This is a genomic window from Klebsiella sp. F11, assembly GCF_056712265.1.
This window is the reverse complement of sequence record NZ_CM160060.1, coordinates 2,053,734-2,080,120: the sequence shown is the minus strand read 5'-3', so window position 1 is coordinate 2,080,120 and position 26,387 is coordinate 2,053,734. Positions and strand designations below refer to the sequence as shown.

Sequence of the window (26,387 nt, the reverse complement as noted above, 5' to 3'; positions counted from 1 at the left end):
TTATAATGCGGTCATGCTCTTTTTACAACATTGTCAGTGAGTTAAGTCGGGCTGTTTTTGGCTGACGCCAGTCCAGCTTATCGAGGAGCATGGCGAGTTGTGAGCGGGTGATGGCGATTTTACCCTCGCGTACAGCAGGCCAGATGAACTGGCCTTCCTCCAGCCGTTTGGTAAACAGGCACAGACCGTCAGCATCAGCCCAGAGGATCTTCACGGTGTCACCTTTGCGGCCACGGAAGATAAACAGGTGCCCGGAGAACGGATTTTCATCAAGTGCATGCTGTACCAGCTCGCCCAGTCCATTGAACGATTTACGCATATCCGTGACGCCAGCAACCAGCCAGATACGGGTGCCTGACGGGAGGGATATCATTGGCTTCTCCCGGTCAGCTCGCGGAGCAGCACGGCCAGCAACTCCGGTGACGGGTTCTCAAGCGTCATTTTGCCGTGGCGGAACTCGACGCAACAGGAGGAGGCGTTCAGCGCTGAGAACTGAGCTGGCTCAGTGTTCATCCTGCCAGATGGAGTCGGATCAGGTACAACCTCAACAGGTAGTATCGTTGGTAGTGATGAAGTCACTACGGTAGCCGGAAGGCGGCGCGATATGCGGCCTTCATTCTGCCAGAGCCGCAGCCATTTGAAGATGACGTTATCATTAACGCCGTTTTCACGGGCAATCTGAGCAACGCAGGCGCCGGGACGGGAAGCCAGTTCAACCATACGGAGCTTGAAGTCATTCGAATAATTCTTGCGGGGTTCTTTTCGCCAGTATTGGAATTCCATACTTAGATGTCCGTCTGTAACAGGTGGGCGTCTAAGTTACCAGTACTGGTTTAATGGCTACATACGGCACTGGGTTTACGCTTACAATGATGGGGGGCAACGGAGGGAGTGAATCAAATTCTGTCCATATTTCCCTGGGGCACATTGATTTATTTCGACATCATTTTTCACGCTCAATGATCCGGATGCAGGTAAACCCAGGTGATATGTGCAAGCCAGAGAGCTAAAGGTGATGATAAAATATACCGTGAGTCATTAAACTGAACGGGAATGCCGAACTGAAGTATTTCGAGAGCAAATGTAAACCACAGACAATGAAAATGTATCGTACACCGGCACAGACCGACAGACAACAGGGTTTCAGGCTTGCTTATTTTGTGGTTCAATTTCGAAGAAATTGTTAAGCTTTAAAATAAACAAGTGGAGCGCGGACAGAAAATTCAATTCCGGAGGAATTGTTAATTTTCAGGCACCGCGCCTCACCTGCAAACAGCCGAGCCCACGCGGATTTTGCAGGCCGGGGGGAGCCAAATAAATTTCGCCGCCCCAGCGAGCGAAAAGCTGTCGCCCACGACAGCGGTTTATTTGGGGGGCTTGCCCCGCACACCGTCAAGCCAGGTCATATTGTCCGCCCCAGCGGGGAATATGGCCGATCAGGCGCGACCAACCCCTTTAAAGCAGCGTTCCCGTTTTTTCGCTCCGAGCTCGCGAGGAAAAGAAAAAACAGGCGAAACGCGCGTCTTAAAGGGGTTGGTCGCGCGTAGCGCGTGACGGTGTGCCGCCTTTGACCCTGGGGGTTTTGACGCAGCGTTCAGCGGAGTCATTACCCCCATGTGACAGGCAGTAAGGGCGTCCAGACCGAACGTCATGGCACACGCCGTTGCCTGTGATTCGGGCGTTTCAGGTGTCAGACGACCACTGGTAGGCTGTCATCAGAAAGCGCGGATAACGGGCATGCCCGCAGAATGCGGGCAACCGGTTTATGGACGTCATCTGTGGGCGTCTCCGGTGGGCGTGGGGTCTGACGTCCATCCGTGACGCCCATAGCCAGCGCCTGTGTCAGCATGAAAACAGGTATCCGTGGCGTGTCCATTTTCATGGAAAAAACACCACCGGGATTTTATACGGTCGCTCCGTCCATTCGCCCCATATCATGGCCCGAATGAGCGGGGCAATGTCATGGGGCGAACGGCCACGGGAGAGATTTACGGGATGCGCGGGCTCTTTACCGCCCGCGCCCGCAGACTGTGAATTTATCCGGGTATAAGATGCCAGGATAAATTCACAGGGAAATAAATATATCCTGGAATATCTCTCATCCTGTCAGCCCCGATTTAAGGCTAAAGCTGCATTCCCTTGCGACACCTTATTTTACACTCATTGCTTATCCATCAGATAACGGTGCGCTTTTGAGGCCGCGCTGGCTGCCCTGAAAATATAACGTTTGTCGTTTTTAAGTGCTTTTAGCCACGACGCAATATAGCTTTCGTGCTGAACCTCGCCTTCAATGCCTAAATCGGCCATCAGAAACGCGCTGCCGAGTTCCGCGCACAGTTCCTCGAAAGCGTAACTTTCACTGCCAAATTTGCCTTTCATTTCACGGTTAAGGCGGGCTTTTGCCCCGGTCCAGTGAACCAGCTCATGCAGGCCGGTGGCATAGAAGTTCGCCGCATCGTTAAACAGATGGCGCTCAGGCAGCCATATTTCATCCGTAGCGGGCATGAAGAATGCATTCTGCCCTTTCTCGATGATTTTCGCACCGCTGCGGCTGAAAAGTGCTTCCGCCTGCGGTAGCGGGTCAAACGTGGCTGCCGGTGCTTCTGCACCAGTTTCGTCCGTCGCAGGCAGACCGTCAATCTGTGATCTGGTCAAGTTAAACAGGACACTTTTTTCTCAGCCATCTGTTCATATCGCACTGGCGATAAATACCCATTCGAAGCATGGTTTCTGTCAAGATTGTAATAACGCATATAGTCTGCAACATCACGTTTCATACCTGCCCGCGTCTGCTGCGGGATCAACAGCACCCATTCATGTTTCAAACTGCCCCAAAAACGCTCCATTACCGCGTTATCCCAGCAGGCGCCAACATCTCCCATGCTGCTTCTGAGTCCGTAACTGGTTAACAGCGTTTGGAAGCGCTTGCTGGTATACTGCGCTCCACGATCGGTATGGACGACCAGCCCTGTCGGTGGATTGCGCAGGTTGTAAGCCTGCATGAGAGCCCGGCAAACCAGCGACGATGTCATTCTCTTGTCAATGTGCCAACCGACGATCCGGCGGGAATATAAATCCATGATCGCAGCCAGGTACAACCAGCCTTCACCCGTTTTCAGATACGTAATATCACTCACCCATATCTGGTCCGGTCCGGGAGGATTGAAGTTCTGATTCAACAGATTTGGTGCAAAATCAGCCCCTTTCTTCGGTTTCGTTGTGACCTTCCAGGCGCGGCGTTGCCGGCAGAGAAGTCCCTCTTCGCTCATGATTTTTCTAACGCGCCAACGACTTATGGTGACGCCTTCTTCACGGAGCTTTTTAACCAGCGTTCGGCTCCCGGCACTTTCCCGACTGGCAGAGAATAACGCCTTGAGCATCACCCTGACTGCGGTATCTTTCGGCGGGCAGGCTATCGGCTTTTTTCGCCAGGCATACCATGCGGACGGGCTAATGCGCATCACGCGACAAAGCGTCCGTAGCCTGTAATTACCTGCGTTATCGAGGATAAACTGGTATCTCACGACATGTGCTTCGCAAAGAAGGCGCTCGCCTTTTTTAATATTTCCTTCTCAATGCGTAACTCTTTGTTTTCTAGACGTAGCCTTCGGAGTTCAGCTTGTTCATCTTCACTAAGCGGACTTTCATGGCGCTGGCGCGCGGCGGCGACCCAACTGCGCAATGTTTTGGCGCTGATCCCCAAAGAAGTTGCGGCACGCGCAATGGAGTAATTTTGCGTCAGCACCAGGGCCACCGTTTCCTTCTTAAATTCTGGCGTAAATTTTCGCTTCTGATTCACTAAACACCTCCATTTTGGATGTAAGTTTAGTGTCCTGATTATTCGACCACAGCACGTCGCGCTGGGCGGCTCCTGGGGTTAACGAGCGCATATATCCCGCGGTACCGCCGTGCTTTTCGGGAGAAAAAAAACGGGCAAATAAAATGGCCTGGCGGGCCATATTTTCATCATATTTTTTGCCGAGAATAACCTTTTGCGCGATTTAGCGAGAGAGCGATGACGAAGCTACCTGTTGACGAAAATGCACCGCCTGTTTTGATCGTGGAAGATGAACTAAAACTGGGACAACTCCTCAGCGATTATTTGCTGGAGGCGGGATTTGCCCCTGTGTTGATCCATCGGGGCGATATGGTGCTGCCCTATGTTCTTGCTACTCCCCCTCACCTGATTTTGCTGGACCTGATGTTGCCCGGTATGGACGGTCTGTCGCTTTGTCGGGAAATTCGTCGTATTTCCGAGGTTCCGATCGTCATGGTTACGGCCAGAACTGAGGAAATCGATCGGCTGCTGGGGCTGGGGATCGGCGCAGATGATTACATCAGTAAACCGTACAGCCCGCGAGAGGTGGTCTCGCGAGTCAACGCTATCCTGCGGCGCTGCAAAGCCTCGAGCGAACGACAGACGGCGCCCAATACCAACAGTGCGCTGATCATTGATGAAGAACGTTTTCAGGCATCATGGCAGGATAAACGACTTGATCTGACGGTCGCGGAATTCCGCCTGCTGAAAACGCTCTCTCAAGGAGCAGGAAAAGTCTTTTCACGCGAGCAGCTGTTGAATCATCTTTATGATGATTATCGCGTGGTAACCGATCGTACCATTGATACCCATATCAAAAATCTGCGCCGTAAACTACAGATGCTGGATGCCAGTCGGACATTTATCCGCGCAGTATACGGCGTTGGTTACCGCTGGGAAGCCGATGGTTGCCATCTGGCGTGACGACTAAATCCGAACCATATTCCCACGCCATAAAATAGCTGCACCTGCTTTCGGCTGCGCCCTCTTTGCCGGTATCGGTCACATCCCGCTATGAGTGATAATCGGGCGGCACATCATTCGCGTTTTCCGGCTCGTCCCAGGCATATGCCTGTGGGATCTTATTCCCTTTCGCATACATACACTGTACATAAATGACATTATACTGATCCTGCAATGAGCTGCGGGCACCGCCGCTGTTATTACCGGCAATAGCGCTACCGACCAATAATCCACTGGCCGCGCCAACGGCTACGCCCCCCGCGGCGCCTCGGGGTCCCCCGGCGCTACCAATAAGAGCCCCGGCGGCGGCGCCAATTGCCGTGCCAGCCGCCGCCGTCGCGACACCATTATTATTGACATTATTCGTTTCGCCGTCCACCGCGCGGGAGGCGGCGTTACGGCATATCACATCGTCATGTTGAAAGCTTTCATACGTTTTGCCGCTCCCGGGCAGGACCATTACGGTCGGTACCCGGGGAGGTGAAACACAGCCCGCCAGGGCGATCGCGGATAAAATCGCCATGCTCAATACAACACATTTTTTCATCGCAATACCTTCTAATTCGGTTCGACTACTTTCATCCATCCCTTAGGACACCGCGGTACTTGTGGATAAAATCCCTGCGATTCCAGGCAGTAATACCTAAAGTGATGTTTTTTCTCCACCCAGACCTGCACCTGCGGAGCCGGAACAGCAGGTACAGGCGGTGGGTAAATAACAGGTTCTGGTGAGAGCACAATGACCGGGCCGAACGGTCCTGGCCACCACGGTTCGCCCGGGTGCCAGCCTGGACCCGGCCCAGGACCTGGCCACGCCATAGCCGATGAACAAAAAACTATAGCAACTGCAGCGCCTGCGATAAATGGAGTCCAGCGTCTCATAAGTCTTACCTTCTATTTTCTTTTCACTGAAAGCCCGCAATGATAACGGTAGGCACTAGGCACCTTGGTTCCGGGCGGTCACCAGGACAAAAAAGGTGCTGGAATCATGTTGTTACTTTACCTTCATCTCGCCAGAAGGTTTGCCGTTGCCGGATGGTGGTTGCAGTGGTTGGTAATGCCTCTAATTAGTTGAATGATGTATAATACCCGCTTTTGAGGTTTTCTCATGGCCAGCGTTAACGTTCATTGTCCCCGTTGTCAGTCTGCTCAGGTTTATCGCCATGGTCAGAACCCTAAAGGCCGTGACAGATTTCGCTGTCGTGACTGCCACCGCGTGTTTTTACTCACCTATACCTATGAAGCCCGTAAGCCGGGTGTCAAAGAGAAAATTACCGAAATGGCCTTCAACGGTGCCGGTGTCCGGGATACGGCAAGAACGCTAAAAATCGGCATTAACACCGTCATCCGCACTTTAAAAAACTCGCGCCGAAGCGAATAACATCCTCTCCGGTTGCCCATGCAGATGTGGCTCTTATCTGTGAACTCGATGAGCAATGGGGCTTTGTCGGCAGTAAAGCCCGGCAGCACTGGCTCTGGTATGCCTACAACACCAAAACAGGGGGCGTTCTGGCTTATACGTCCGGCCCCCGTAATGATGAGACATGTCAGGCGCTGCTGGCGTTATTGACCCCCTTCAGCATTGGCATGATAACGAGCGACGATTGGGGAAGCTACGCCAGAGAGGTGCCGAAGGAGATACATCTGACGGGTAAAATTTTCACACAGCGCATTGAGCGAAACAATCTGACGCTGCGAACCCGTATCAAGCGGCTGGCACGCAAAACAATATGTTTTTCACGTTCCATCGAATTGCACGAAAAAGTCATCGGCGCATTCATCGAGAAATACATGTTCTACTAACTGGATGCATTACCCAGTGGTTTTTACAGGCAGACTGGCAATAAAACAGACAATACGGTGACAAGAGGCAGAAATGATTTTGTTCTCTCTTGCTCCGTCGACTTTTCATTGAAAGTAGCGCTAAATAGCAGATTTTTTTTGTATATATTGCGGTTTAAATCGACATGGTTATTTCAATTTATGACATTAATTTTTATGGTAATGCCTTCAATCGATAGAAAACCATGATATGCTACTGGTATTTAGGGCTTTCTATGGCTACCGTTACTGTTCATTGTCCTCGTTGCCATTCCGATTCTGTTTATCGCCATGGGCACAGCTGTTCCGGGCACGAGCGCTTTCGTTGCCGGTCATGTCGCCGCGTTTTTCAGCTGGCTTATACCTATGAAGCCAGAAAACCCGGTGTAAAAGAACAGATAGTTGAACTGGCACACAACGGTGCCGGCGTCCGCGATACCGCCAGAGTTCTTAAGGTCGGTATCAATACCGTCATACGGACATTAAAAAGCTCTCGCCGTCCCGGATAACCGCTTCTCCTGTCGCTCATGCCGATGTGGCACTCATCTGCGAGCTTGATGAGCAGTGGGGCTTTGTTGGCAGTAAAGCCCGGCAGCACTGGCTCTGGTATGCTTACAATACCAAAACGGGTGGCGTACTGGCTTATACTTTCGGCCCACGTACCGATGAGACATGTCGGGAACTGTTGGCCCTGTTGACGCCCTTTAGCATCGGCATGATTACCAGCGATAACTGAGGCAGTTATGCCAGAGAGGTGCCGAAGGAGATACATCTGACTGGTAAAATTTTCACACAGCGCATTGAGCGAAACAATCTGACGCTGCGAACCCGTATCAAGCGGCTGGCACGCAAAACAATATGTTTTTCACGTTCCATCGAATTGCACGAAAAGGTCATCGGTGCCTTCATCGAAAAGTACATGTTCTACTGATTGGAGGCATTACCATTTTTATCTTCGCCAGTCAGGCAAAAATACCTTCCGGCCGGTTTATCGTTAAACGCTTGTCGAGAGATCTATAGATAGCCGCAGGGCGGTAGACCCGGTAAGCACAACACCACCGGGCAAGTTCCCGGCATGCAGCGTAAACGTCTCAGCCGGGCTGTGGGGTTGGTCGCTGCGAACGGGGTCGTTAACGGACGTCAGGGCCACCGCCGCCGGGACCGCCACCACCAGGTCCCTGCACTGGCCCACCTCCGCCGCCAGGTCCCCACCATGGCCATACACAACCGGATAATGTTGATGACGTAAATACTACGATCATCAGGAAAATAATTTTTTTCATCTCTATCTAACTCCCATTCAAATAAAATGTGCTGGTTCATATTCCCAGCTGTAGCCCAGGCCGTAGGTACTCTTAATAAACTGAATATCAGGATCAAAGGCCGATAATTTCGCACGCAAGTTTTTGATATGGCTATCAACCGTCCTTAAAGAGACCCGCTTTTCTTTATACAGGCATAGACACAGCTGTTCGCGTTTAAAAACGCGTCCTGGCCTGGACGAAAGCATGAACAAAATCCGGTATTCACAACGGGTAATGTCCAGCACGATACCTCCGATAGACACTTGCTGAGTATCTTTGTTAATCAGAAAAGCATTCTGCAGGTTTACCAATGCCTTTACTGTCGGACAACGGCGCAGGATTGCTTTTAATCGCCATGCGATTTCTTTTGGATTCAATACCCCAGTGATATAGTCATCGACCCCCGACTCAAAAGCGGCCAGTCGAGTTGTTTCTTTCGACTTTTCCGCAATCATCACGATCGGCAGATCGTAAACACTACGGATTTCCTTGCATAAGCCGACCTCTTTCTGAGAAGTATCTCGGCATTGAATCAAAACAAACGCCGGGGACTTTTTGAGGATGTTTGCAAGCGTACGTTTATTATCACAGAATAGAACACCACAGTTAATATACCGAATAGCTTCGTCGATAAGCGCTTTAAAATCATCGCTAATGTTTACAGCTAATATGGTCGGTAGATTCGCTGCTTTATTCATTAACTCTTCATCCTTTCCTGACCAGTTCAACGCTGAAGCTATTGATTTCATATCTGGTACCATTAACAATAATTATCAGATATACTGGCACAGGATATCAAGACCCTGCCGCAAGAATTCACAATCCCCTCACATTCACATAAGCCAAAAGTGCCATTTACGCTCTTCTTTAGAGCCTATACTCAATAAACTTCAAAATGCAGGTTGCCCCAGAGAGGCTATGTTAAGTCCGGTAGATGAAAATATTTATTCCGGACTCTATTAAGAGCCTATCCCGGTAGGTAACAGATGCTGGTTCCAACCGGTGTTCTGGCTGCGGGCAGATCACTGGATTACATGGGCCGGAGCATTAAAACTTACTGTTTTAAGACCAGTTCTTGGTAAGCGTTAAGTGAGCGCCGTATTGACGACTATTTATTGGTGAGACTACGTTCCATGGCAGAAGTTCTGCCACTTTATTGGAAGGCCACTCCGGTAGTATGCTCAGGATATGGTGAAGGTAAGCCTCCGGACCGATGCCATTCAGCCTGCACGTACCGATCAGACCGTACAGCAGTGCTCCACGCTCACCACCGTGATCGCTCCCGAAGAAGATATAATTAAGTCCGGTAAACCCCCGGCTTTGCCGGGGGACTCCGAAAGGTTTGACCTTTAAGTCAGTCGCGCGAATCCGAAATCTCCGCCAGGAGATGAGGATTCGTGATGAGAGACTATCAGAGCTTAAGCCATACGAAATGGGACTGTAAATATCACGTGGTTTATATCCCCAAACGCCGGAAGCAACGGTTATATGGTGCGCTGCGGCGTGAGTTGGGCAAAATATTCCATGAGCTTGCGAGCCAGAAGGGCTGTCAGATTCTGGAGGGGCATCTGATGCACATGTGTATCAGCATTCCGCCAAAGTACTCAGTATCAACAATTGTCGGCTATCTGAAGGGGAAAAGTGCGATAGCAATAGCCCGGCATTTCGGCAGAGGTAAAAACGTCACCGGCGAGGTGTTCTGGGCCCGGGGATATTTTGTGTCAACCGTTGGTCTGGATGAGGCCATGGCCAGGGCTTACATACGCAATCAGGAACGAGAAGACGAACGATACGACCAGATGAAACTGAACGTATAGCAGCCGCCCTGGGCGGCTCATGGTTTGTCAGCGCCTTTGAGGCGCTCACCCTAAAGCCTCCGGCTCTGTCGGAGGATACTTACTTTATGACATTAATCTTCATAATTCACCCATCAATGTAAATGATAATCATTCACATCGCTGAAACCAAGATTACATAAAGCAAGAGTTAATCAAAACCATGATAAAAAACAAGTATAAAATCTCACTCCTGAGTTCACTAATCGCGGGCTTTCTCGCTATACCTTCAGCCATGGCAGATGAAGTCACGCCAGTTCAGAACCTCAAGTCGTCCCAAGGAGCTGATGCAGTCAGAATAAAATGTGGTTTTACGGCAAACAGAACCGGCATAACCGCAGGGCTGAGAGGTTAGAAGTGGCACGTCTGGTGTTACCCCAAACGAGCCAGTGCTGGGTAATGAAGGAGCTTGCACGCGATCTGTGGCAGCGCCGTTATGACGACCATAGTCGTAAGCTGTGGCAGGAATGGATGGCGATGGCCAAAGACACAGGCATACCGCTGATGGCCAGCGTTGCGCGCATGGTGGCAAAGCGCCTTTACGGCATCCTGAATGCAATGAAAAACCGGTTATCAAATGGGAATGCGGAGTCTCTGAACAGCAAAATACGGCTGCTCAGGATCAAGTCACGAGGCTTCAGAAATAAAGAGCGATTCAAGCTGGGTGTGCTGTTCGACTACGGTAAGTTGGACATGAGCTGGTGACTATCGTTCAAAAAAATAATGAGAGGTTTTAAATGGAAGAAATCAGAATAGATGTATCAGAAAGCATTACAGCAGAACATTTGATGCCAATCGAAGAGGGGCTGAATGAATTTAACGACTACATGACTGGTATCAGCGATCGTAAACCTTTGTCTGTAGTAATCAGGGACATTAACAGTGGGAAAGTCCTCGGAGGAATGTTGGGTCGTTCATCTCTGGGATTATTGTTCATAGATCTTCTTTATCTGCCCCCTGAACTCAGATCAATGGGACTCGGGAATGAGCTTTTAGAACGATTTGAAGAGGAAGGACGGCAAAGAAGCTGTGTAGCAGCATTCCTTTATACAATCAGTTTTCAATCCCCAGATGATGTAGCCCCCTGAAACACCGGACAGTAGCTGTATCTCCAGATAAGAGATAGGCTTAAATATATGTCTAACAACCATGTTAATTTTGAGATGACCGGGATCCTGTTAGGGCAAGAAGCCCGTAAGCGTAAGACTCCGCAAGAGAAAATTGCCATCATCCAGCAAACAATGGAGCCGGGTATGAATGTCTCCCACGTTGCTCGTCTGCACGGTATTCAGCCCAGTCTGCTGTTTAAATGGAAGAAGCAATATCAGGAAGGTAGCCTCACCGCCGTTGCGGCCGGAGAGGAAGTGGTTCCGGCTTCGGAGCTGGCGACTGCACTCAAACAGGTCCGGGAACTACAGCGTCTCCTGGGTAAGAAGACGATGGAAGTTGAGATCCTCAAAGAAGCGGTGGAGTACGGCCAGTCGCGAAAATGGATAGCGCACGCGCCCTTGTTGCCAAAGGACGGGGAATAGCTCTGGTTAGTCGCACCATGAGCGTGTCGCGTGCGCAGTTATCACTGCGGGTGAGCCGCTCTGCCGACTGGCAGGACAGGCGCAGCAACCGGCGTAATGACGAAGCTGATGCAGAGATACTGTCGGAGATCCTCGGCATCATCAGCGACATGCCCAGCTACGGTTACCGGCGGGTGTGGGGTATCCTGCGTAAGCAACGCCGTGTAGAGGGACTTCCACCGGTGAACGCCAAACGGCTTTACAGGATAATGAGCGAACATAATCTGCTGTTGTTGCGTGATAAACCAGAGCGTCCGAAGCGGGAGCATAAAGGCAAAATCGCGGTAGCGGAAAGCGATATGCGCTGGTGTTCAGACGGCTTCGAGTTCGGTTGTGACAACGGCGAGAAGCTTCGGGTGACGTTCGCACTGGACTGTTGCGACCGGGAGGCCATAGACTGGGCAGCGAGCACGGGAGGCTACGACAGTTCAACGGTACAGGATGTGATGCTGAGGTCAGTGGAAAGGCGCTTCGGTAGCACGCTGCCGGGTAAACCAGTGCAGTGGCTGACAGATAACGGTTCAGCGTACACCGCGCATGAAACGAAGAAGTTCGCGCGAGAACTGAATCTGGAGCCGTGTACAACAGCGGTGAGCAGCCCACAAAGTAACGGCATGGCCGAACGGTTCGTGAAAACGATGAAGGAAGATTACATCGCGTTCATGCCAAAACCAGATGTGGGAACAGCGCTACAGAACCTTGCAGCGGCGTTCAATCACTACAATGAAAATCACCCGCACAGTGCGCTGGGATATCACTCTCCGAGAGAGTACCGGCGGCAGCGGGCATCGTTAACTTAAGATACAAAAGCTGTCCGGAGATGGCGGGTCAAGATCAGTTTTCAATCCCCAGATTTTTACAGGAAAAATGGTTGGGAGGAATTCGGAAGGATTGATTGTTAACCTGATGGAACCAGCCGCATATTCATGAAGAAAACACTCTGAGTCATACAGTAATTTACTGTTAAGTGGGATGCTGTTCTGAACTGTGAGGGTAGAGTCCACGGACGTGGTGTAAATTCGGCAGGATGGTGAGCGCCATCGGCTTATCCGGTAAGGTAATGGTTATGAAGACAATTATCTTAAAAGGAACAACCCGATGGCTGACAACAGCATGACATTCAGCAATACCCTGATGCAACCCGGCGGTGAGGACTTTCTGCGTGAACTCACCGAATTTATGCTCAACCGCATCATGGAAGCCGATGTCACCCAGCGTATCAACGCGGAACCTCATGAGCGAACTGATGAGCGTGAGACTTACCGTAACGGCTACCGCGACCGTCAGTACAACACCCGCCTCGGCACGCTGGACCTGCGTATCCCGAAGTTGCGGGAAGGCTCATACTTCCCGTCCTTCCTCGAGGCCCGCAGGCTGTCGGAGAAGGCGCTCAACGCCGTTATCCAGGAGGCGTGGATAAACGGCGTCTCAACCCGCAAGGTCGACGCCCTGGTGCAGTCGATGGGAATGACCGGCATCTCCCGCAGCCAGGTGTCGTCCATCTGCCGCGGCATCGATGAGCGTGTGCAGGCATTCCTGCAGCGACCGCTGGAAGGCGAATGGCCTTACCTGTGGCTGGATGCGACATACGTGAAGGTGCGCAAGAACGGCCGGGTGGTCAGCGTGGCGGTCATAATCGCCTGCGCGGTTAACCTGGACGGTCGCCGGGAAATCATCGGGATGGGCATCGGCGAGTCAGAAGCGAAAGCGTTCTGGCTGGCCTTCCTGTTGGGTCTGAAAGAGCGCGGCCTTGAGGGCGTGATCTGGTCAAGTTAAACAGGACACTTTTTTCTCAGCCATCTGTTCATATCGCACTGGCGATAAATACCCATTCGAAGCATGGTTTCTGTCAAGATTGTAATAACGCATATAGTCTGCAACATCACGTTTCATACCTGCCCGCGTCTGCTGCGGGATCAACAGCACCCATTCATGTTTCAAACTGCCCCAAAAACGCTCCATTACCGCGTTATCCCAGCAGGCGCCAACATCTCCCATGCTGCTTCTGAGTCCGTAACTGGTTAACTGCGTTTGGAAGCGCTTGCTGGTATACTGCGCTCCACGATCGGTATGGACGACCAGCCCTGTCGGTGGATTGCGCAGGTTGTAAGCCTGCATGAGAGCCCGGCAAACCAGCGACGATGTCATTCTCTTGTCAATGTGCCAACCGACGATCCGGCGGGAATATAAATCCATGATCGCAGCCAGGTACAACCAGCCTTCACCCGTTTTCAGATACGTAATATCACTCACCCATATCTGGTCCGGTCCGGGAGGATTGAAGTTCTGATTCAACAGATTTGGTGCAAAATCAGCCCCTTTCTTCGGTTTCGTTGTGACCTTCCAGGCACGGCGTTGCCGGCAGAGAAGTCCCTCTTCGCTCATGATTTTTCTAACGCGCCAACGACTTATGGTGACGCCTTCTTCACGGAGCTTTTTAACCAGCGTTCGGCTCCCGGCACTTTCCCGACTGGCAGAGAATAACGCCTTGAGCATCACCCTGACTGCGGTATCTTTCGGCGGGCAGGCTATCGGCTTTTTTCGCCAGACATACCATGCGGACGGGCTAATGCGCATCACGCGACAAAGCGTCCGTAGCCTGTAATTACCTGCGTTATCGAGGATAAACTGGTATCTCACGACATGTGCTTCGCAAAGAAGGCGCTCGCCTTTTTTAATATTTCCTTCTCAATGCGTAACTCTTTGTTTTCTAGACGTAGCCTTCGGAGTTCAGCTTGTTCATCTTCACTAAGCGGACTTTCATGGCGCTGGCGCGCGGCGGCGACCCAACTGCGCAATGTTTTGGCGCTGATCCCCAAAGAAGTTGCGGCACGCGCAATGGAGTAATTTTGCGTCAGCACCAGGGCCACCGTTTCCTTCTTAAATTCTGGCGTAAACTTTCGCTTCTGATTCACTAAACACCTCCATTTTGGATGTAAGTTTAGTGTCCTGATTATTCGACCACAGCAGGCGTGAGGTGGCAGGCCAGCTGGAAAAGAGCTTCCCGGCGGTCACGGAGATGATGGACGAGGCGGAAGCAGACGTGCTGGCGTACTTCGCCTTCCCGAAAGCGCACCGGGTGAAAATCCACTCCACGAACACGCTGGAGCGTCTGAACAAAGAGGTGAAACGGCGTGCTGATGTAGTGGGCATCTTCCCCAACGAAGAGAGCATCATGCGGCTGCTGGGTGCGGTGCTGACGGAGCAGAACGAGGAATGGCTGCTGCAGAACCGCTACCTGCCACAACACAGCATGGCGGAGATAGAGCAGACCGCTGAAGAGGACGTAATCGAAGCGCTGCCAGTCAGCGCATAACAGGCCCATTACCGGACCGGAAGGCGGCAACTGAATTTACACCACCTTGACGGACTCGACCTGAAGGTAGCGAAACCGGCTCGCGCAGGCGGGCTTTGAAAGGCCTGAGCCGTATGAGGGGAAACTCTCAAGTACGGTTCTTTGGGGGGATGGGCCAGCAATGGCCTGTTCCTACCCGATGAGCTCGATTTAAACAGCTTGTGCATACGTCACCCTGCCGCGACCTACTTTTTACGCGCCAGCGGGGAAAGCATGAAAGACCTCGGTCTGTATGACGGCAACATTCTGGTGGTGGACCGGGCGGAAACCGCCGTGGACGGCGACGTGGTGATTGCGGAGGTGGACGGCGGATTTACCCTGAAGCGGCTGCGCCTGCCCCCCCCGCCCTGCCCTGGAGCCGATGAATCCCGCTTATCCGACGCTCTGGCCGGAAGAACTCACCCTGTTCGGGGTGGTGATTCACTTCATTCACCGTACCCGGGCCCGCCTGTAAGGAGTGCCAGTATGTTTGCCCTGGCTGACGTGAACAGCTTCTATGCCAGCTGCGCGAACCTGCGCGACAGGCCGGTGATAGTGCTCAGCAACAATGACGGCTGCGTCATCGCACGCAGCAGGGAGTCAAAAATGCTGAAAATCCCGATGGGCGCCCCCTGGTTTAAGGTGAAGGCGCTGGCGGAAAAGCACAACGTGGCGGTGTTCTCCAGCAATTATTCGCTGTACCACAGTATGTCAGAGCGCGTCATGCGTTGCCTTGAGGACCTGTCACCGCGCGTGGAGCAGTACAGTATTGATGAGATGTTCCTCGACATCGCCGGCATCGACAACTGCATCGCCTTTGAGGATTTCGGTCGTCAGCTGCGTGAGCATGTTCTCCGCCATACCGCACTGACCATCGGCGTCGGGATGGGCCCCACGAAAACACTGGCAAAATCGGCTCAGTGGGCGTCAAAAGAATGGCCGCAATTTGGCGGCGTACTGGCATTAACGGCAGGAAATCCCCGCCGGACGGAGAAACTGCTCTCGCTGCAGCCGGTGGAGGAAATCTGGGGCGTCGGACGCCGCATCGGGAAGAAACTGAACACAATGGGTATCACCACAGCGCTGCAGCTGGCGCGCGCGAATCCGGCCTTGATCAGAAAAAACTTTAACGTGGTGCTGGAGAGAACGGTCCGGGAGCTGAACGGAGAGGCCTGTATTTCGCTGGAAGAAGCCCCTCCCCCGAAACAGCAGATTGTCTGCAGCCGGAGTTTTGGTGAACGCATCACGGAATATGACGCGATGCGCCAGGCGGTCTGCCAGTACGCGGAGCGGGCAGCTGAAAAGCTGCGCGGTGAACGGCAGTTCTGCAGGCATATCGCCGTCTTTGTGAAAACGTCACCGTTCGCTGTGAGCGAACCGTATTATGGAAATCTGGCCAGCGAGAAGCGGCAGACCCCTGACCTGCCCCCAGGATTAGATACAACCTTCAGTTAGTAATGTCAGTTGGTTTTTCTTCATATTTCCCGTTTCGCCAGCCCGCTGCAAATTCAGCCGGCGTCAGGTAATTCAGCGATGAATGTGGTCGACACTCGTTATCATCCTGCCGCCAGTCATTAATGATTTCCCGGGCATGTAGAATATCGCTGAACCAGTGTTCATTCAGGCATTCATCCCGAAAGCGGCCATTGAAACTCTCAATAAATCCGTTCTGCGTTGGCTTGCCCGGCTGGATTAAGCGCAACTCAACACCATGTTCAAAGGCCCATTGATCCAGCGCGCGGCAGGTAAATTCCGGGCCCTGATCGGTTCTTATCGTTGCAGGATAGCCACGAAACAGCGCAATGCTGTCCAGAATACGTGTCACCTGAACGCCTGTAATCCCGAATGCCGTGGTGATCGTCAGACACTCCTTCGTAAAATCATCCACGCAGGTCAGACACTTAATCCTGCGGCCGCTGGCAAGTGCATCCATGACAAAATCCATCGACCATGTCAGGTTCGGCGCATCCGGGCGAATAAGCGGAAGCCGCTCAGTCGCCAGCCCCTTGCGGCGTCGCCTGCGCTTTACACTCAGGCCGTTAAGATGATAGATGCGGTATACCCGCTTGTGGTTGACGTGAGGGCCCTCCCGACGCAGTAGTTGCCAGATGCGCCGGTAACCAAAGCGGCGGCGCTCAAGTGCCAGCTCTGTGATGCGTAGAGACAGCTGCGCGTCAGCAGCCGGACGCTGAGCCGAATAACGGCAAGTCGACAGGGACAAACCTGCCAGCCTGCAGGCACGACGTTGCGACAGACCTGCGGCCTCACACATGACTTCCACTGCTTCCCGCTTCTGGTCTGTCGTCAGAACTTTCGGCCCAGAGCCACCTGAAGCGCCTCCTTATCCAGCATGGCTTCAGCGAGCAGCTTCTTGAGGCGGGCGTTCTCCTCTTCAAGCGACTTGAGCCGCTTCACTTCAGGGACTTCCATGCCGCCAAACTTCTTGCGCCAGGTGTAAAACGTGGCATCGGAAATGGCGTGCTTACGGCAGAGCTCACGGGCCGAAACCCCGGCTTCGGCCTCGCGGAGAATACTGATGATCTGTTCGTCGGAAAATCGCTTCTTCATGGGGATGTCCTCATGAGGCTTATGAAGACATTACTAACATCGCGGTGTGTTAATCAACGGGGAGCAGGTCAGAACAGCTGTTTAAGAAAATTATGGTAGGCAGACAGCTGCAAAAATTCGCGAAACATGGACTGGCAAAAGTGTAGCGGTATTAGGCGCAGCTATTTAGTACACCTAATACCCTAAACAAGCTATTCTGTCTACGATACTCCATCAAGATTAAATGGCACGTAAATAGGTTATTCATTAAAAAATCGTCAGAGGAAGTGGCTAATGCGATATTAATGACAACTTGTTGATACAAACCGATGTCCGTCTATGCAAAATACATGTCTAGCATACACTTTCCCAATATGAGGGATAATAAAATCAATAAATTTAGATCATTACCCAATGTCGCACATGAATTTACACAAAAACATCTTTATTATTAATAAATCACACAATAAGCAAAGCGTTGCCAAATATAACAAAATGAAAAAGATTATCATATTTCCCTGATATCACAAAATGCAAAACAAATAATTTCCATAGTGATATTTTTATCCTCGCGGATTACATTCGCTCTTAATTTCAAGAAGGATATATATCATGAAAAAACCGATTATTTATTTTTCACTGACCATTGCCATTTTAACATCTGTTGTAGGCATAGCCAATGCGGATGAAGGCGATACCAGTGCCAATATCAGTTATGCTGAGAGCCACTTCAACCACACTCATGGAAGTGATGCTAAAGGTGTGCAGCTGCAATACCGCTATGAGTTGAACAATGACTGGGGGGTAATGGCCGCTATGACTTACACTGGTAACAACTACAAAGATGGTGGTGATGGCGATCACCATTACTTTTCAACAAAAGTAGGTCCAACCTACCATATTACAGACTGGGCCAGTGTTTATGCCGACATTGGTTATGGTTATGCCAGTTCCAATTTTACCAACCATAACAGTGAAGATCAGAACCACAACGGTTCCCTGTTCATTTATGGTGCCGGACTGCAATTTAACCCTTACCAAAATATTGTGCTGGATACCGGTTATGAATACGGTACCGTAGGTCACACTGAGGTGGGAACTTGGAATGTGGGCGTAGGCTATAAATTCTAATCTCTTCCGGTTTATGCGAGTCAGTCCACTTCAGAGCACAGCGGAAGCCATCATAATTAGCTTCCGCTTTTTGGTAACACCTTCGAGGTGATGCTATCAATTTGTTGATTTGGTTATTCCGAACAGGGCAGCCTGGCGGCAGCAAATTTAAAATCCCGTCATCAGCCGGCCTCTGAGTTGCCATAACCTGATTTGAATATGTATGATCTGACGTCATATTTTCCTCAGGACCATTTCCCATGATGACCCGTAGTAAAAGTATCGATACCATCCTGCTCTCCGCTGGCGCAGATAAGCTCTCTCAGCGTGAACGGGACTGGATGAAAATTCTTAAACCCATGGACCCATCGCCTGTAATGGTCGCAAGTTCCATTCTGGAGCATCGCGGAGATACCGCCGCGCTTGCCCGTCTGCAGACGACTGACGCTTAATCTGCCCCATGCTGTCTGGTTTTACTCCCCGCCCGCTCAAAAAGCTGTTCACGGCTAACCAGTGCTGGACATCCTTCCTGGATGCTGGCGGTCTGCGCGATATCGAAGTGGAAGCCGTCACCAAAATGCTCGCCTACGGTATCCTCAGCATCATCAGCGACATGCCCAGCTACGGTTACCGGCGGGTGTGGGGTATCCGCCGTGTAGAGGGACTTCCACCGGTGAACGCCAAACGGCTTTACAGGATAATGAGCGAACATAATCTGCTGTTGTTGCGTGATAAACCAGAGCGTCCGAAGCGGGAGCATAAAGGCAAAATCGCGGTAGCGGAAAGCGATATGCGCTGGTGTTCAGACGGCTTCGAGTTCGGTTGTGACAACGGCGAGAAGCTTCGGGTGACGTTCGCACTGGACTGTTGCGACCGGGAGGCCATAGACTGGGCAGCGAGCACGGGAGGCTACGACAGTTCAACGGTACAGGATGTGATGCTGAGGTCAGTGGAAAGGCGCTTCGGTAGCACGCTGCCGGGTAAACCAGTGCAGTGGCTGACAGATAACGGTTCAGCGTACACCGCGCATGAAACGAAGAAGTTCGCGCGAGAACTGAATCTGGAGCCGTGTACAACAGCGGTGAGCAGCCCACAAAGTAACGGCATGGCCGAACGGTTCGTGAAAACGATGAAGGAAGATTACATCGCGTTCATGCCAAAACCAGATGTGGGAACAGCGCTACAGAACCTTGCAGCGGCGTTCAATCACTACAATGAAAATCACCCGCACAGTGCGCTGGGATATCACTCTCCGAGAGAGTACCGGCGGCAGCGGGCATCGTTAACTTAAGATACAAAAGCTGTCCGGAGATGGCGGGTCAAGATCACTTCTGTATAAGCGTCAATACGGTCTGGATGTGACGCTTACATCCCAGGGGGAAAAGCGAGTATTTTTAGTCATCCTGTTTACCTCTCTCAAGGAGTTTATTCTCCATGATTCCGGTGATCCTGTTCCACAAGGTTGTTCATATATTTGTTCTGCCTGATAGTGATGCTTTTTTCATCAGACTTGTCGGCATTGAGGATGGCCAACGCTGCCGTACTGGAACCACTTTTATCAATGGCTACCATTTCTGGCTCACCGTGGTGGCGAATGGCCTTACGAAAGAAACGCAGAGCGGCGGCGGCATCACGCTTCGCAGTCAGCAGGAAATCTATAGTCTGACCATCAGTATCGACCGCCCGGTACAGATATTTCCACTGCCCTCTGACCCGGGTATACGTTTCATCCATTCGCCACCGGCGACCCACAGCGCGTTTATGCCTGCGGAATTCCTTATCCAGCAAGGGCACCATGCGGATAACCCAGCGGTGAAGCGTGGAATGGTCAACAGTGATGCCACGCTCTGCCATCATTTCCTCCAGATTACGGAGGCTCAGGGAATACGCCAGATACCAGCGGACACACTGCGCAATAATATCAACGGGATAATGCAGACGTCTGAAGGATTTGCGGATCAAAGACATGGTCAGGCTACATCGTAAAAAATAGCATGTTACCTGACGACGACTTAATGCGACAGAACCGCCATTTTTATCCGAGTAAGAGCAGCGGCTTATTTGCCGTTGGCCAATTCACCGTACACTACCTGGCCGCGAAAACCGCGCCGCACCTGCTGGAACAGCTCGCGGAACGCCGGGTAATCCTGCGCCTGGCACAGCGCTTCCTTGCCGCGAATGGCATTCATCTGCAGGCGGTGATTTACGGTCACCTGCTGCCCGTCGCGCCGCCACTCGACGCGATAGTCGCCCGCCGCATTGCGGAATTGCCGATCTTTCGGAATCGCGATGATCGGCACGTTGGCCGGCAGCTGCAGACGGTAGGTTTCGTCGTAGCGCTGCGCGGTGCAGTAGAACGGGGTTTCGTTGCCCGGCGCCGCCGTGGTGGTATACAGCGTGCGGAACGATTCGCCGCCGGGCGGGTTCGGCAACGTCATGCCGCCCGCCACGCCGAAATCGACGTAGTCGTCCGCCTTAAAGCGGAAGCGATAACCGAACTGCTTTTTGAGATCTAGCGGATCGCTGTTCATCGCCACCTCGCCGTTGCCGTCGATGCCGGAAGCGGACATGATCGTCGCTTCGGCCTGCGCCCGATTCTGACGGTTGATCTGCGAGAAGTAGCCCCGCAGGTCAATTTCTTCCACTTCGCTCAGCCGGCGCTCGGTCTGCCCGCGCAGATTGCCCGCCTGGTCGAACACGAAATCGACGTTCAGCGCGCTCTTGACCCGCTGCTCATCGCTGCCCGGCGTGCGCGCCAGCCTGGCGTCGCGCGTCAGCAGCACCGGCGCGCCCAGATCGCCTTCCGGCAGTTGCCCGAAACGCGCCCAAGGATTGGTGGAATCGAGGTACAGTTTGAATTCCGGCACGTAGGTGATGGCGTGATTGAAGCGGCCAAGCAGCGGCACTTTAGGCAGTATCGGGCCTTCATCCATGCCGATCAGCACCGGTGAGCTTTCAATGCCCTTGGCGGCGAGCAGCGCCTCCAGGATCACCGCGTGATCCTTACAGTCGCCGTAATGGTTATCGAGAATGCTCTGCGCCGAATTCGGTTCCAGCCCGCCGTTGCCCAAGTACACCGCCACATAAAGAATGTTTTGCGCCACCCATCGATAGAGGGCTTCCGCCTGCTCGCGCCGATCGCTGATACCGGTGGTGATATTGTCCGCCAGCTCCTGAATGCCCGGCGTCACCTTCGCCGCCGCGCCGGCTTTCCGCTGATAGGCTTTGGCCAGCTGTTGCCACTCGCGGTAGGTGCTGGCCATAATGGTCGGGCTGAAGGTCCAGCTGTCCGCCGCCCAGTTTTGTGCCTTCATCGGCGCGCTGCGCGAATAATGCCAGCGCCAGTGCGCCTGACCGTCGCGGATCTGCGGTTGGTCCCCGCCCTCGACGCCGCGCGTGAAGACATGCATCGGCAGTTTTTCCGGCGCCTGCAGGGTCACTTCGGCGTCGTCGAACTGTTCGAAAACGCTGAAGGTCTCCCACAGGCCGAAATAGTCAGGGAAATATGGGGTGTTCTGCGTGCGGCGCAGCTGATACACCACGCGTGAGCCCGGCGCCAGATTGGAGAACACGATGACACGCACCTTGCGATCGGCATACAGCGGCGCCGTGGCGCTTGAATAGCTCTCCTGGGTGTAGATGCGGTCGGGCGCCACGTCGTGGCGCTGGCCGTCGGCGGTCAGCGTATAGGCGGCGACCACCTCCAGCGTTTCCATTTTCTCGCTGTAGCTCAGGCTGATCTGGCTGAATTTCTCGATCGCCACCTTGGTTTTCAGCAGCACTTCGTAGCTTTCCGTCTTCACGTTGGTGGCGTTGGCGTTAACGCGATAATCCGCGCGATAGCGCACGAAGCTGAAATCGTTGTTGGCCGTGTCGTTCTGGCCCTGATCCGCCGCGGCGGGCGGTGCAGCGGCTAACACGGTGGCCGCATGCGTCGCCGTCAAACCGGCGAGTAACAGTATGGAAGGAATAGCGATTTTCATCTTCGGTCCTTGAAGGGTGTTAAGCAGCGACACCGGGCCATACGCTCGTCCCGGCGTCAAAACAGGCGGGCACACTAATATAATTGAGAATCATTTTCAATAAACGAACCGTCAACGCCGTGCTAAATAGCTTCGCAAAATAGTAGATCACTTGAAGGGAACTCAGTACGGGTTAAGCGATCTGATCAATCGCCAGACATCCCAAATCACTAACCGGACTGAGCGATGCCGATCATAGCAGCAATCCCTGATGGAGAAAGACAACTGATGTGCAAAGAAGCCCAACAAACTCGTGATAAAAATTATGCCAGACGACTCATTGCCATGCTGATGTTGCATCGGGGAATGACCGTCACCGAGATTGCCAGACTGCTCTGTGCTGCACGTTCATCCGTCGGAAGATGGATACACTGGTTTACTTAACAGGGGGTTGAAGGACTCAGGCGTCTCAGGCCCGGCCGTGCACCTTGCTGGCCGGTCGACGATATCCAGCGCATACTTCCCTTGCTGGTTCAACGTTCTTCGAAGGATTTCGGCTGGCTGCGCTCTCGCTGGAGCACGGAGTTACTGACCCGTATCGTCAACCGGCTTTTTGACGTGAGGCTTCACCGCTCCCCCCTGCACCGATACCTCAAACAGGCCGGTATGGTCTGGCGCAGAGCTGCCCCGACGCTGAAAATCAGGGGCCCGCATTATGATGAAAAGCGGCTTACTATCGGGCAGGCGCTGGCTCAGGAATCAGCGGTTCATCCTGTCTTTTATCAGGATGAAGTTCATATTGACCCAAGATCCTGCTCCATTCAGAAACAGAATTCCGGCATGATGACCACTCCCCTGAGCGGAGGTGGTGCCGATGAAAAAGTCACGATTCACCGAAGAGCAGATTGTCTTTGCCCTGAAACAGGCCGAACAGGGTACGAGCGTGCCCGAAGTCTGCCGTAATCTGGGCATCTCCGATGCCACGTTTTACACCTAGCGAAAAAAATACGGCGGGATTTCCCCTTCTGAGCTGAAGCACATGCGGCAGCTTGAGGAAGAGAATCTCAGGCTGAAGAAGCTGGTTGCCGACCTCAGCCTCGACAAAGCCATGCTGCAGGATGTACTGGCAAAAAAGAACTGACGCTGGCGCACCTGCGCGAATGCTGTGGTCGAATAATCAGGACACTAAACTTACATCCAAAATGGAGGTGTTTAGTGAATCAGAAGCGAAAGTTTACGCCAGAATTTAAGAAGGAAACGGTGGCCCTGGTGCTGACGCAAAATTACTCCATTGCGCGTGCCGCAACTTCTTTGGGGATCAGCGCCAAAACATTGCGCAGTTGGGTCGCCGCCGCGCGCCAGCGCCATGAAAGTCCGCTTAGTGAAGATGAACAAGCTGAACTCCGAAGGCTACGTCTAGAAAACAAAGAGTTACGCATTGAGAAGGAAATATTAAAAAAGGCGAGCGCCTTCTTTGCGAAGCACATGTCGTGAGATACCAGTTTATCCTCGATAACGCAGGTAATTACAGGCTACGGACGCTTTGTCGCGTGATGCGCATTAGCCCGTCCGCATGGTATGCCTGGCGAAAAAAGCCGATAGCCTGCCCGTCGAAAGATACCGCAGTCAGGGTGATGCTCAAGGCGTTATTCTCTGCCAGTCGGGAAAGTGCCGGGAGCCGAACGCTGGTTAAAAAGCTCCGTGAAGAAGGCGTCACCATAAGTCGTTGGCGCGTTAGAAAAATCATGAGCGAAGAGGGACTTCTCTGCCGGCAACGCCGTGCCTGGAAGGTCACAACGAAACCGAAGAAAGGGGCTGATTTTGCACCAAATCTGTTGAATCAGAACTTCAATCCTCCCGGACCGGACCAGATATGGGTGAGTGATATTACGTATCTGAAAACGGGTGAAGGCTGGTTGTACCTGGCTGCGATCATGGATTTATATTCCCGCCGGATCGTCGGTTGGCACATTGACAAGAGAATGACATCGTCGCTGGTTTGCCGGGCTCTCATGCAGGCTTACAACCTGCGCAATCCACCGACAGGGCTGGTCGTCCATACCGATCGTGGAGCGCAGTATACCAGCAAGCGCTTCCAAACGCAGTTAACCAGTTACGGACTCAGAAGCAGCATGGGAGATGTTGGCGCCTGCTGGGATAACGCGGTAATGGAGCGTTTTTGGGGCAGTTTGAAACATGAATGGGTGCTGTTGATCCCGCAGCAGACGCGGGCAGGTATGAAACGTGATGTTGCAGACTATATGCGTTATTACAATCTTGACAGAAACCATGCTTCGAATGGGTATTTATCGCCAGTGCGATATGAACAGATGGCTGAGAAAAAAGTGTCCTGTTTAACTTGACCAGATCAGTTTACTTTGAGTCCGGATAAACGAAAGGACTTCTTCGTCCTCCATCAGGTTTATCTGCCCTGGACCACCCGGGACACAAATTACATCCAGTTCGGGACATGCGTTGAATGTGGTTGTTGGCTGTATAGCTATACCTCGTTCAGAAACCACGAGGTCCAGGTTTTTCCAGATGAGATGAACCTTTGTGTTTGGCGCTCTTACGAAAACTTCATAAGGGCCGGTAAGATCAAGCTGAGTGAGAGCTGGAAACAGGATCAGCCCGATTGATGTGCATGCAGAATCAATCATAAATGCCCTTTTCACTTAAAAGTGATATAATGTCTTTTCCTTCAACAAAGGCAACCTCTTGTTGAACGAATAGATGTGCGCCTACTGAAGACCATGCTTAATCAAGCTGTATTTCAGTAGCATTAAGAATTTTATTACCAGTCCGAACCAAGATGACTAATGGTGAAATGAACCGCCCCGGTTTTCCTCGAGAGTATTTTACCTGTGAACTCAGGCTGACAGATCCCTATTCCCGATGGAAGCATAATATGCCCGTTCCGCTTCTGCTGGCGGGATGTGACCCAGCCTTTCCAGCAAGCCGGCGGTTGTTATACCAAGCCACCCACGTCAGCGTGGCAAGCTCCACCTCTGATCGGGTCTTCCAGCTCTGCCTGTGTATGACCTCCGCTTTATAAAGCCCGTTGATGCTCTCCGCCATCGCATTGTCGTACGAGTCGCCCGTACTGCCCGTCGATGCCAGTAACTCCGCGTCCTTAAGCCGCTGCGTGTACGCCAGTGATACGTACTGAGACCCTTTATCTGAGTGATGGATGGTGCTGCTGGGGCGCCGGGACCACAGCGCCTGCTCCAGTGCGTCCAGCACGAACGTGTTTTCCATTGACGACGATACCTGCCAGCCCACGATGCGGCCTGCGAACACGTCCATAATAAACGCCACGTAAGCGAACCCCTCCAGGTGCTGACACAGGTGAAGTCTGCCACCCACAGCTGGTCGGGACGTTCAGCCACGAACTGGCGGTTTACCCTGTCATGTGCGGCCTCAGCCTTACGGCTGACCGTGGTACGCACTTTTTTACTCCGACGAACACCGGCAAGCCCCATCGCCTTAATCAGCCGAGATACCGTGCATCGGGCCACGTTGATGTTCTCCCGGAGCAACTGACGCCAGACCTTACGGACGCCATATACACTGTGGTTTTCATCGTACACGCGATGTATCTCTCCCTTCAGAAGGTCGTCACGCTGTTCCCGCTGACTGAGTTTTTCCGGGCAGCGCTGGTGCTGCTGTTGCCGGTAATACGTTGACGGGGCGATATCCAGTTCATGGCATACCGGTCCGACCCCGTGTTCACTGCGCAGGGTATCCACCAGGGGCGCTATTTTTTCCACAGGCGGTCGAACTCCGCCTTCGCAAAATACGCTGAGGCCTGGCGCAGGATGTCGTTGCTGCGCCGCAGCTCACGGTTCTCACGCTCCAGCTCTTTCAGGCGCCGGCGTTCAGCGGTGGTGAGTCCGCCGTCACCTGCACCGGCATCGCGCTCATACTGACGCAGCCAGGTACGCAGGGTCTCAGGCGTACAGCCAATCTTCGGGGCAATGGAGCTGAGTGCAGCCCACTGTGAATCGTAACTGGCCAGGCTTTCCAGAACCATGCGGACGGCCCGCTGGCGGACCTCAGGGGAAAAACGTGTATTTTTAGTCATCCTGTTTACCTCTCTCTCAAAGAGTTTAGTCTCCAAGAT

The 26,387-nt window shown here is 52.6% G+C and carries 16 protein-coding genes, 15 pseudogenes and 1 other annotated feature; of the genes and pseudogenes, 18 read left to right on the top strand and 13 right to left on the bottom strand.

The genetic code is table 11. The features are described 5' to 3' along the window. Positions 1–22 precede the first annotated feature (22 nt). The 4 genes and pseudogenes from tnpB to AC1M2H_RS10235 all read right to left on the bottom strand — a co-directional run bounded on the left by tnpB (position 23) and on the right by AC1M2H_RS10235 (position 3,838). On the bottom strand, positions 23–373 hold the full coding sequence (tnpB, locus tag AC1M2H_RS10250) for an IS66 family insertion sequence element accessory protein TnpB (RefSeq protein WP_191939720.1): 351 nt from the start codon (positions 371–373) through the stop codon (positions 23–25). Further along, a complete protein-coding gene (gene tnpA, locus AC1M2H_RS10245) occupies positions 370–783 on the bottom strand; it encodes an IS66-like element accessory protein TnpA (protein WP_480151277.1) in 414 nt (137 codons plus the stop codon). The genes tnpB and tnpA (AC1M2H_RS10245) overlap by 4 nt, the downstream gene beginning before the upstream one ends. A 1,377-nt stretch (positions 784–2,160) precedes the next feature. Beyond that, positions 2,161–2,646: pseudogene (locus AC1M2H_RS10240) on the bottom strand (ArdC family protein); the annotation flags it as partial. A 5-nt stretch (positions 2,647–2,651) separates the two neighbouring features. Next, positions 2,652–3,838 (bottom strand): IS3 family transposase gene (locus tag AC1M2H_RS10235; RefSeq protein ID WP_480151901.1). Its coding sequence is split into 2 segments (ribosomal slippage): positions 2,652–3,562 and positions 3,562–3,838, totalling 1,188 coding nucleotides; the frame shifts between segments, so codons are not numbered across the junction. A 177-nt stretch (positions 3,839–4,015) separates the two neighbouring features. On the opposite strand from AC1M2H_RS10235, the gene baeR reads away from it, so the two are divergent. Beyond that, positions 4,016–4,741, top strand: a complete 726-nt coding sequence (baeR, locus tag AC1M2H_RS10230; protein WP_480151276.1) for an envelope stress response regulator BaeR — start codon at positions 4,016–4,018, stop codon at positions 4,739–4,741. 88 nt (positions 4,742–4,829) lie between these two features. Here baeR and AC1M2H_RS10225 read toward each other — a convergent pair whose 3' ends face one another. Further along, positions 4,830–5,366 carry a glycine zipper family protein gene (locus AC1M2H_RS10225; protein WP_480151275.1) on the bottom strand — a complete coding sequence of 179 codons (537 nt, stop codon included), beginning with the start codon at positions 5,364–5,366 and terminating at the stop codon, positions 4,830–4,832. Between the two features lie 522 nt (positions 5,367–5,888). Between AC1M2H_RS10225 and AC1M2H_RS10220 the strand changes: the two genes are divergently transcribed. Both AC1M2H_RS10220 and AC1M2H_RS10215 read left to right on the top strand, forming a co-directional pair. After that, positions 5,889–6,583 (top strand): IS1 family transposase gene (locus AC1M2H_RS10220; RefSeq protein WP_480151256.1). Its coding sequence is split into 2 segments (ribosomal slippage): positions 5,889–6,135 and positions 6,135–6,583, totalling 696 coding nucleotides; the frame shifts between segments, so codons are not numbered across the junction. A gap of 254 nt (positions 6,584–6,837) precedes the next feature. Next, positions 6,838–7,532 (top strand): annotated as a pseudogene (locus AC1M2H_RS10215) (IS1 family transposase). Positions 7,533–7,901: 369 nt separating this feature from the next. Here AC1M2H_RS10215 and AC1M2H_RS10210 read toward each other — a convergent pair. Beyond that, positions 7,902–8,654, bottom strand: coding sequence for a winged helix-turn-helix domain-containing protein (locus tag AC1M2H_RS10210; protein ID WP_480151274.1), 753 nt, complete (start codon positions 8,652–8,654; stop codon positions 7,902–7,904). Positions 8,655–8,967: 313 nt separating this feature from the next. Next, positions 8,968–9,204, bottom strand: a pseudogene (locus AC1M2H_RS10205) (transposase domain-containing protein); the annotation flags it as partial. Between the two features lie 101 nt (positions 9,205–9,305). Between AC1M2H_RS10205 and tnpA (AC1M2H_RS10200) the strand changes: the two are divergent. The 6 genes and pseudogenes from tnpA (AC1M2H_RS10200) to AC1M2H_RS10175 all read left to right on the top strand — a co-directional run. Further along, positions 9,306–9,722 carry an IS200/IS605 family transposase gene (gene tnpA, locus AC1M2H_RS10200; protein WP_480151273.1) on the top strand — a complete coding sequence of 139 codons (417 nt, stop codon included), beginning with the start codon at positions 9,306–9,308 and terminating at the stop codon, positions 9,720–9,722. Between the two features lie 321 nt (positions 9,723–10,043). Continuing rightward, positions 10,044–10,445, top strand: a pseudogene (locus tag AC1M2H_RS10195) (transposase); the annotation flags it as partial. Positions 10,446–10,477: 32 nt separating this feature from the next. Then, positions 10,478–10,828 carry a GNAT family N-acetyltransferase gene (locus tag AC1M2H_RS10190; protein WP_480151272.1) on the top strand — a complete coding sequence of 117 codons (351 nt, stop codon included), beginning with the start codon at positions 10,478–10,480 and terminating at the stop codon, positions 10,826–10,828. Positions 10,829–10,903: 75 nt separating this feature from the next. Further along, a protein-coding gene (locus tag AC1M2H_RS10185) for an IS3 family transposase (protein WP_480151850.1) occupies positions 10,904–12,111 on the top strand; the annotation gives its coding sequence in 2 pieces (ribosomal slippage) (positions 10,904–11,225 and positions 11,225–12,111; 1,209 coding nt in all). Positions 12,112–12,144: 33 nt separating this feature from the next. Further along, a pseudogene (locus tag AC1M2H_RS10180) lies at positions 12,145–12,213 on the top strand (GNAT family N-acetyltransferase); the annotation flags it as partial. A gap of 196 nt (positions 12,214–12,409) precedes the next feature. Beyond that, a pseudogene (locus AC1M2H_RS10175) lies at positions 12,410–13,072 on the top strand (IS256 family transposase); the annotation flags it as partial. 6 nt (positions 13,073–13,078) lie between these two features. On the opposite strand, the gene AC1M2H_RS10170 reads toward AC1M2H_RS10175, so the two are convergent. Beyond that, positions 13,079–14,265, bottom strand: a protein-coding gene (locus AC1M2H_RS10170) for an IS3 family transposase (RefSeq protein ID WP_480151900.1) whose coding sequence is annotated in 2 segments (ribosomal slippage) — positions 13,079–13,989 and positions 13,989–14,265 — 1,188 coding nt in all. Because the reading frame shifts where the segments join, the coding sequence is not laid out codon by codon here. Positions 14,266–14,282: 17 nt separating this feature from the next. On the opposite strand from AC1M2H_RS10170, the pseudogene AC1M2H_RS10165 reads away from it, so the two are divergent. The 3 pseudogenes from AC1M2H_RS10165 to umuC all read left to right on the top strand — a co-directional run. Beyond that, positions 14,283–14,627: pseudogene (locus tag AC1M2H_RS10165) on the top strand (transposase); the annotation flags it as partial. A 168-nt stretch (positions 14,628–14,795) separates the two neighbouring features. Then, positions 14,796–15,120, top strand: a pseudogene (locus AC1M2H_RS10160) (S24 family peptidase); the annotation flags it as partial. An 11-nt stretch (positions 15,121–15,131) separates the two neighbouring features. After that, positions 15,132–16,064: pseudogene (gene umuC / locus AC1M2H_RS10155) on the top strand (translesion error-prone DNA polymerase V subunit UmuC); the annotation flags it as partial. 28 nt (positions 16,065–16,092) lie between these two features. Here umuC and AC1M2H_RS10150 read toward each other — a convergent pair. After that, positions 16,093–17,213 (bottom strand): IS3 family transposase gene (locus AC1M2H_RS10150; protein ID WP_480151271.1). Its coding sequence is split into 2 segments (ribosomal slippage): positions 16,093–16,955 and positions 16,955–17,213, totalling 1,122 coding nucleotides; the frame shifts between segments, so codons are not numbered across the junction. Positions 17,214–17,804: 591 nt separating this feature from the next. Between AC1M2H_RS10150 and AC1M2H_RS10145 the strand changes: the two genes are divergently transcribed. The 3 genes and pseudogenes from AC1M2H_RS10145 to AC1M2H_RS10135 all read left to right on the top strand — a co-directional run. Continuing rightward, complete coding sequence (locus AC1M2H_RS10145; RefSeq protein ID WP_480151270.1) at positions 17,805–18,323, top strand: Ail/Lom family outer membrane beta-barrel protein; 519 nt, start codon at positions 17,805–17,807, stop codon at positions 18,321–18,323. Between the two features lie 239 nt (positions 18,324–18,562). Beyond that, a complete protein-coding gene (locus tag AC1M2H_RS10140) occupies positions 18,563–18,754 on the top strand; it encodes a hypothetical protein (protein ID WP_480151269.1) in 192 nt (63 codons plus the stop codon). Between the two features lie 140 nt (positions 18,755–18,894). Beyond that, a pseudogene (locus tag AC1M2H_RS10135) lies at positions 18,895–19,593 on the top strand (IS3 family transposase); the annotation flags it as partial. 146 nt (positions 19,594–19,739) lie between these two features. On the opposite strand, the pseudogene AC1M2H_RS10130 reads toward AC1M2H_RS10135, so the two are convergent. Together AC1M2H_RS10130 and AC1M2H_RS10125 are read right to left on the bottom strand one after the other, a co-directional pair. Continuing rightward, positions 19,740–20,270 (bottom strand): annotated as a pseudogene (locus tag AC1M2H_RS10130) (IS6 family transposase); the annotation flags it as partial. 89 nt (positions 20,271–20,359) lie between these two features. Beyond that, positions 20,360–22,285 (bottom strand): DUF3857 domain-containing protein, encoded by a 1,926-nt coding sequence (locus AC1M2H_RS10125; RefSeq protein ID WP_480151268.1) that lies wholly within the window; start codon positions 22,283–22,285, stop codon positions 20,360–20,362. 225 nt (positions 22,286–22,510) lie between these two features. Here AC1M2H_RS10125 and AC1M2H_RS10120 point away from each other — a divergent pair. From AC1M2H_RS10120 to AC1M2H_RS10110, 3 genes and pseudogenes are all read left to right on the top strand, one after another. Next, positions 22,511–23,072: pseudogene (locus AC1M2H_RS10120) on the top strand (helix-turn-helix domain-containing protein); the annotation flags it as partial. A gap of 66 nt (positions 23,073–23,138) precedes the next feature. After that, positions 23,139–23,399 (top strand): annotated as a pseudogene (locus AC1M2H_RS10115) (transposase); the annotation flags it as partial. Between the two features lie 41 nt (positions 23,400–23,440). After that, positions 23,441–24,627 (top strand): IS3 family transposase gene (locus tag AC1M2H_RS10110; RefSeq protein WP_480151852.1). Its coding sequence is split into 2 segments (ribosomal slippage): positions 23,441–23,717 and positions 23,717–24,627, totalling 1,188 coding nucleotides; the frame shifts between segments, so codons are not numbered across the junction. A gap of 9 nt (positions 24,628–24,636) precedes the next feature. Here AC1M2H_RS10110 and AC1M2H_RS10105 read toward each other — a convergent pair. Together AC1M2H_RS10105 and AC1M2H_RS10100 are read right to left on the bottom strand one after the other, a co-directional pair. Then, positions 24,637–24,924 (bottom strand): annotated as a pseudogene (locus tag AC1M2H_RS10105) (DJ-1/PfpI family protein); the annotation flags it as partial. 210 nt (positions 24,925–25,134) lie between these two features. Continuing rightward, a pseudogene (locus AC1M2H_RS10100) lies at positions 25,135–26,348 on the bottom strand (IS3 family transposase). Then, positions 25,951–26,067: a sequence feature (AL1L pseudoknot), on the bottom strand. It overlaps the preceding pseudogene by 117 nt. Positions 26,349–26,387: the final 39 nt, after the last annotated feature.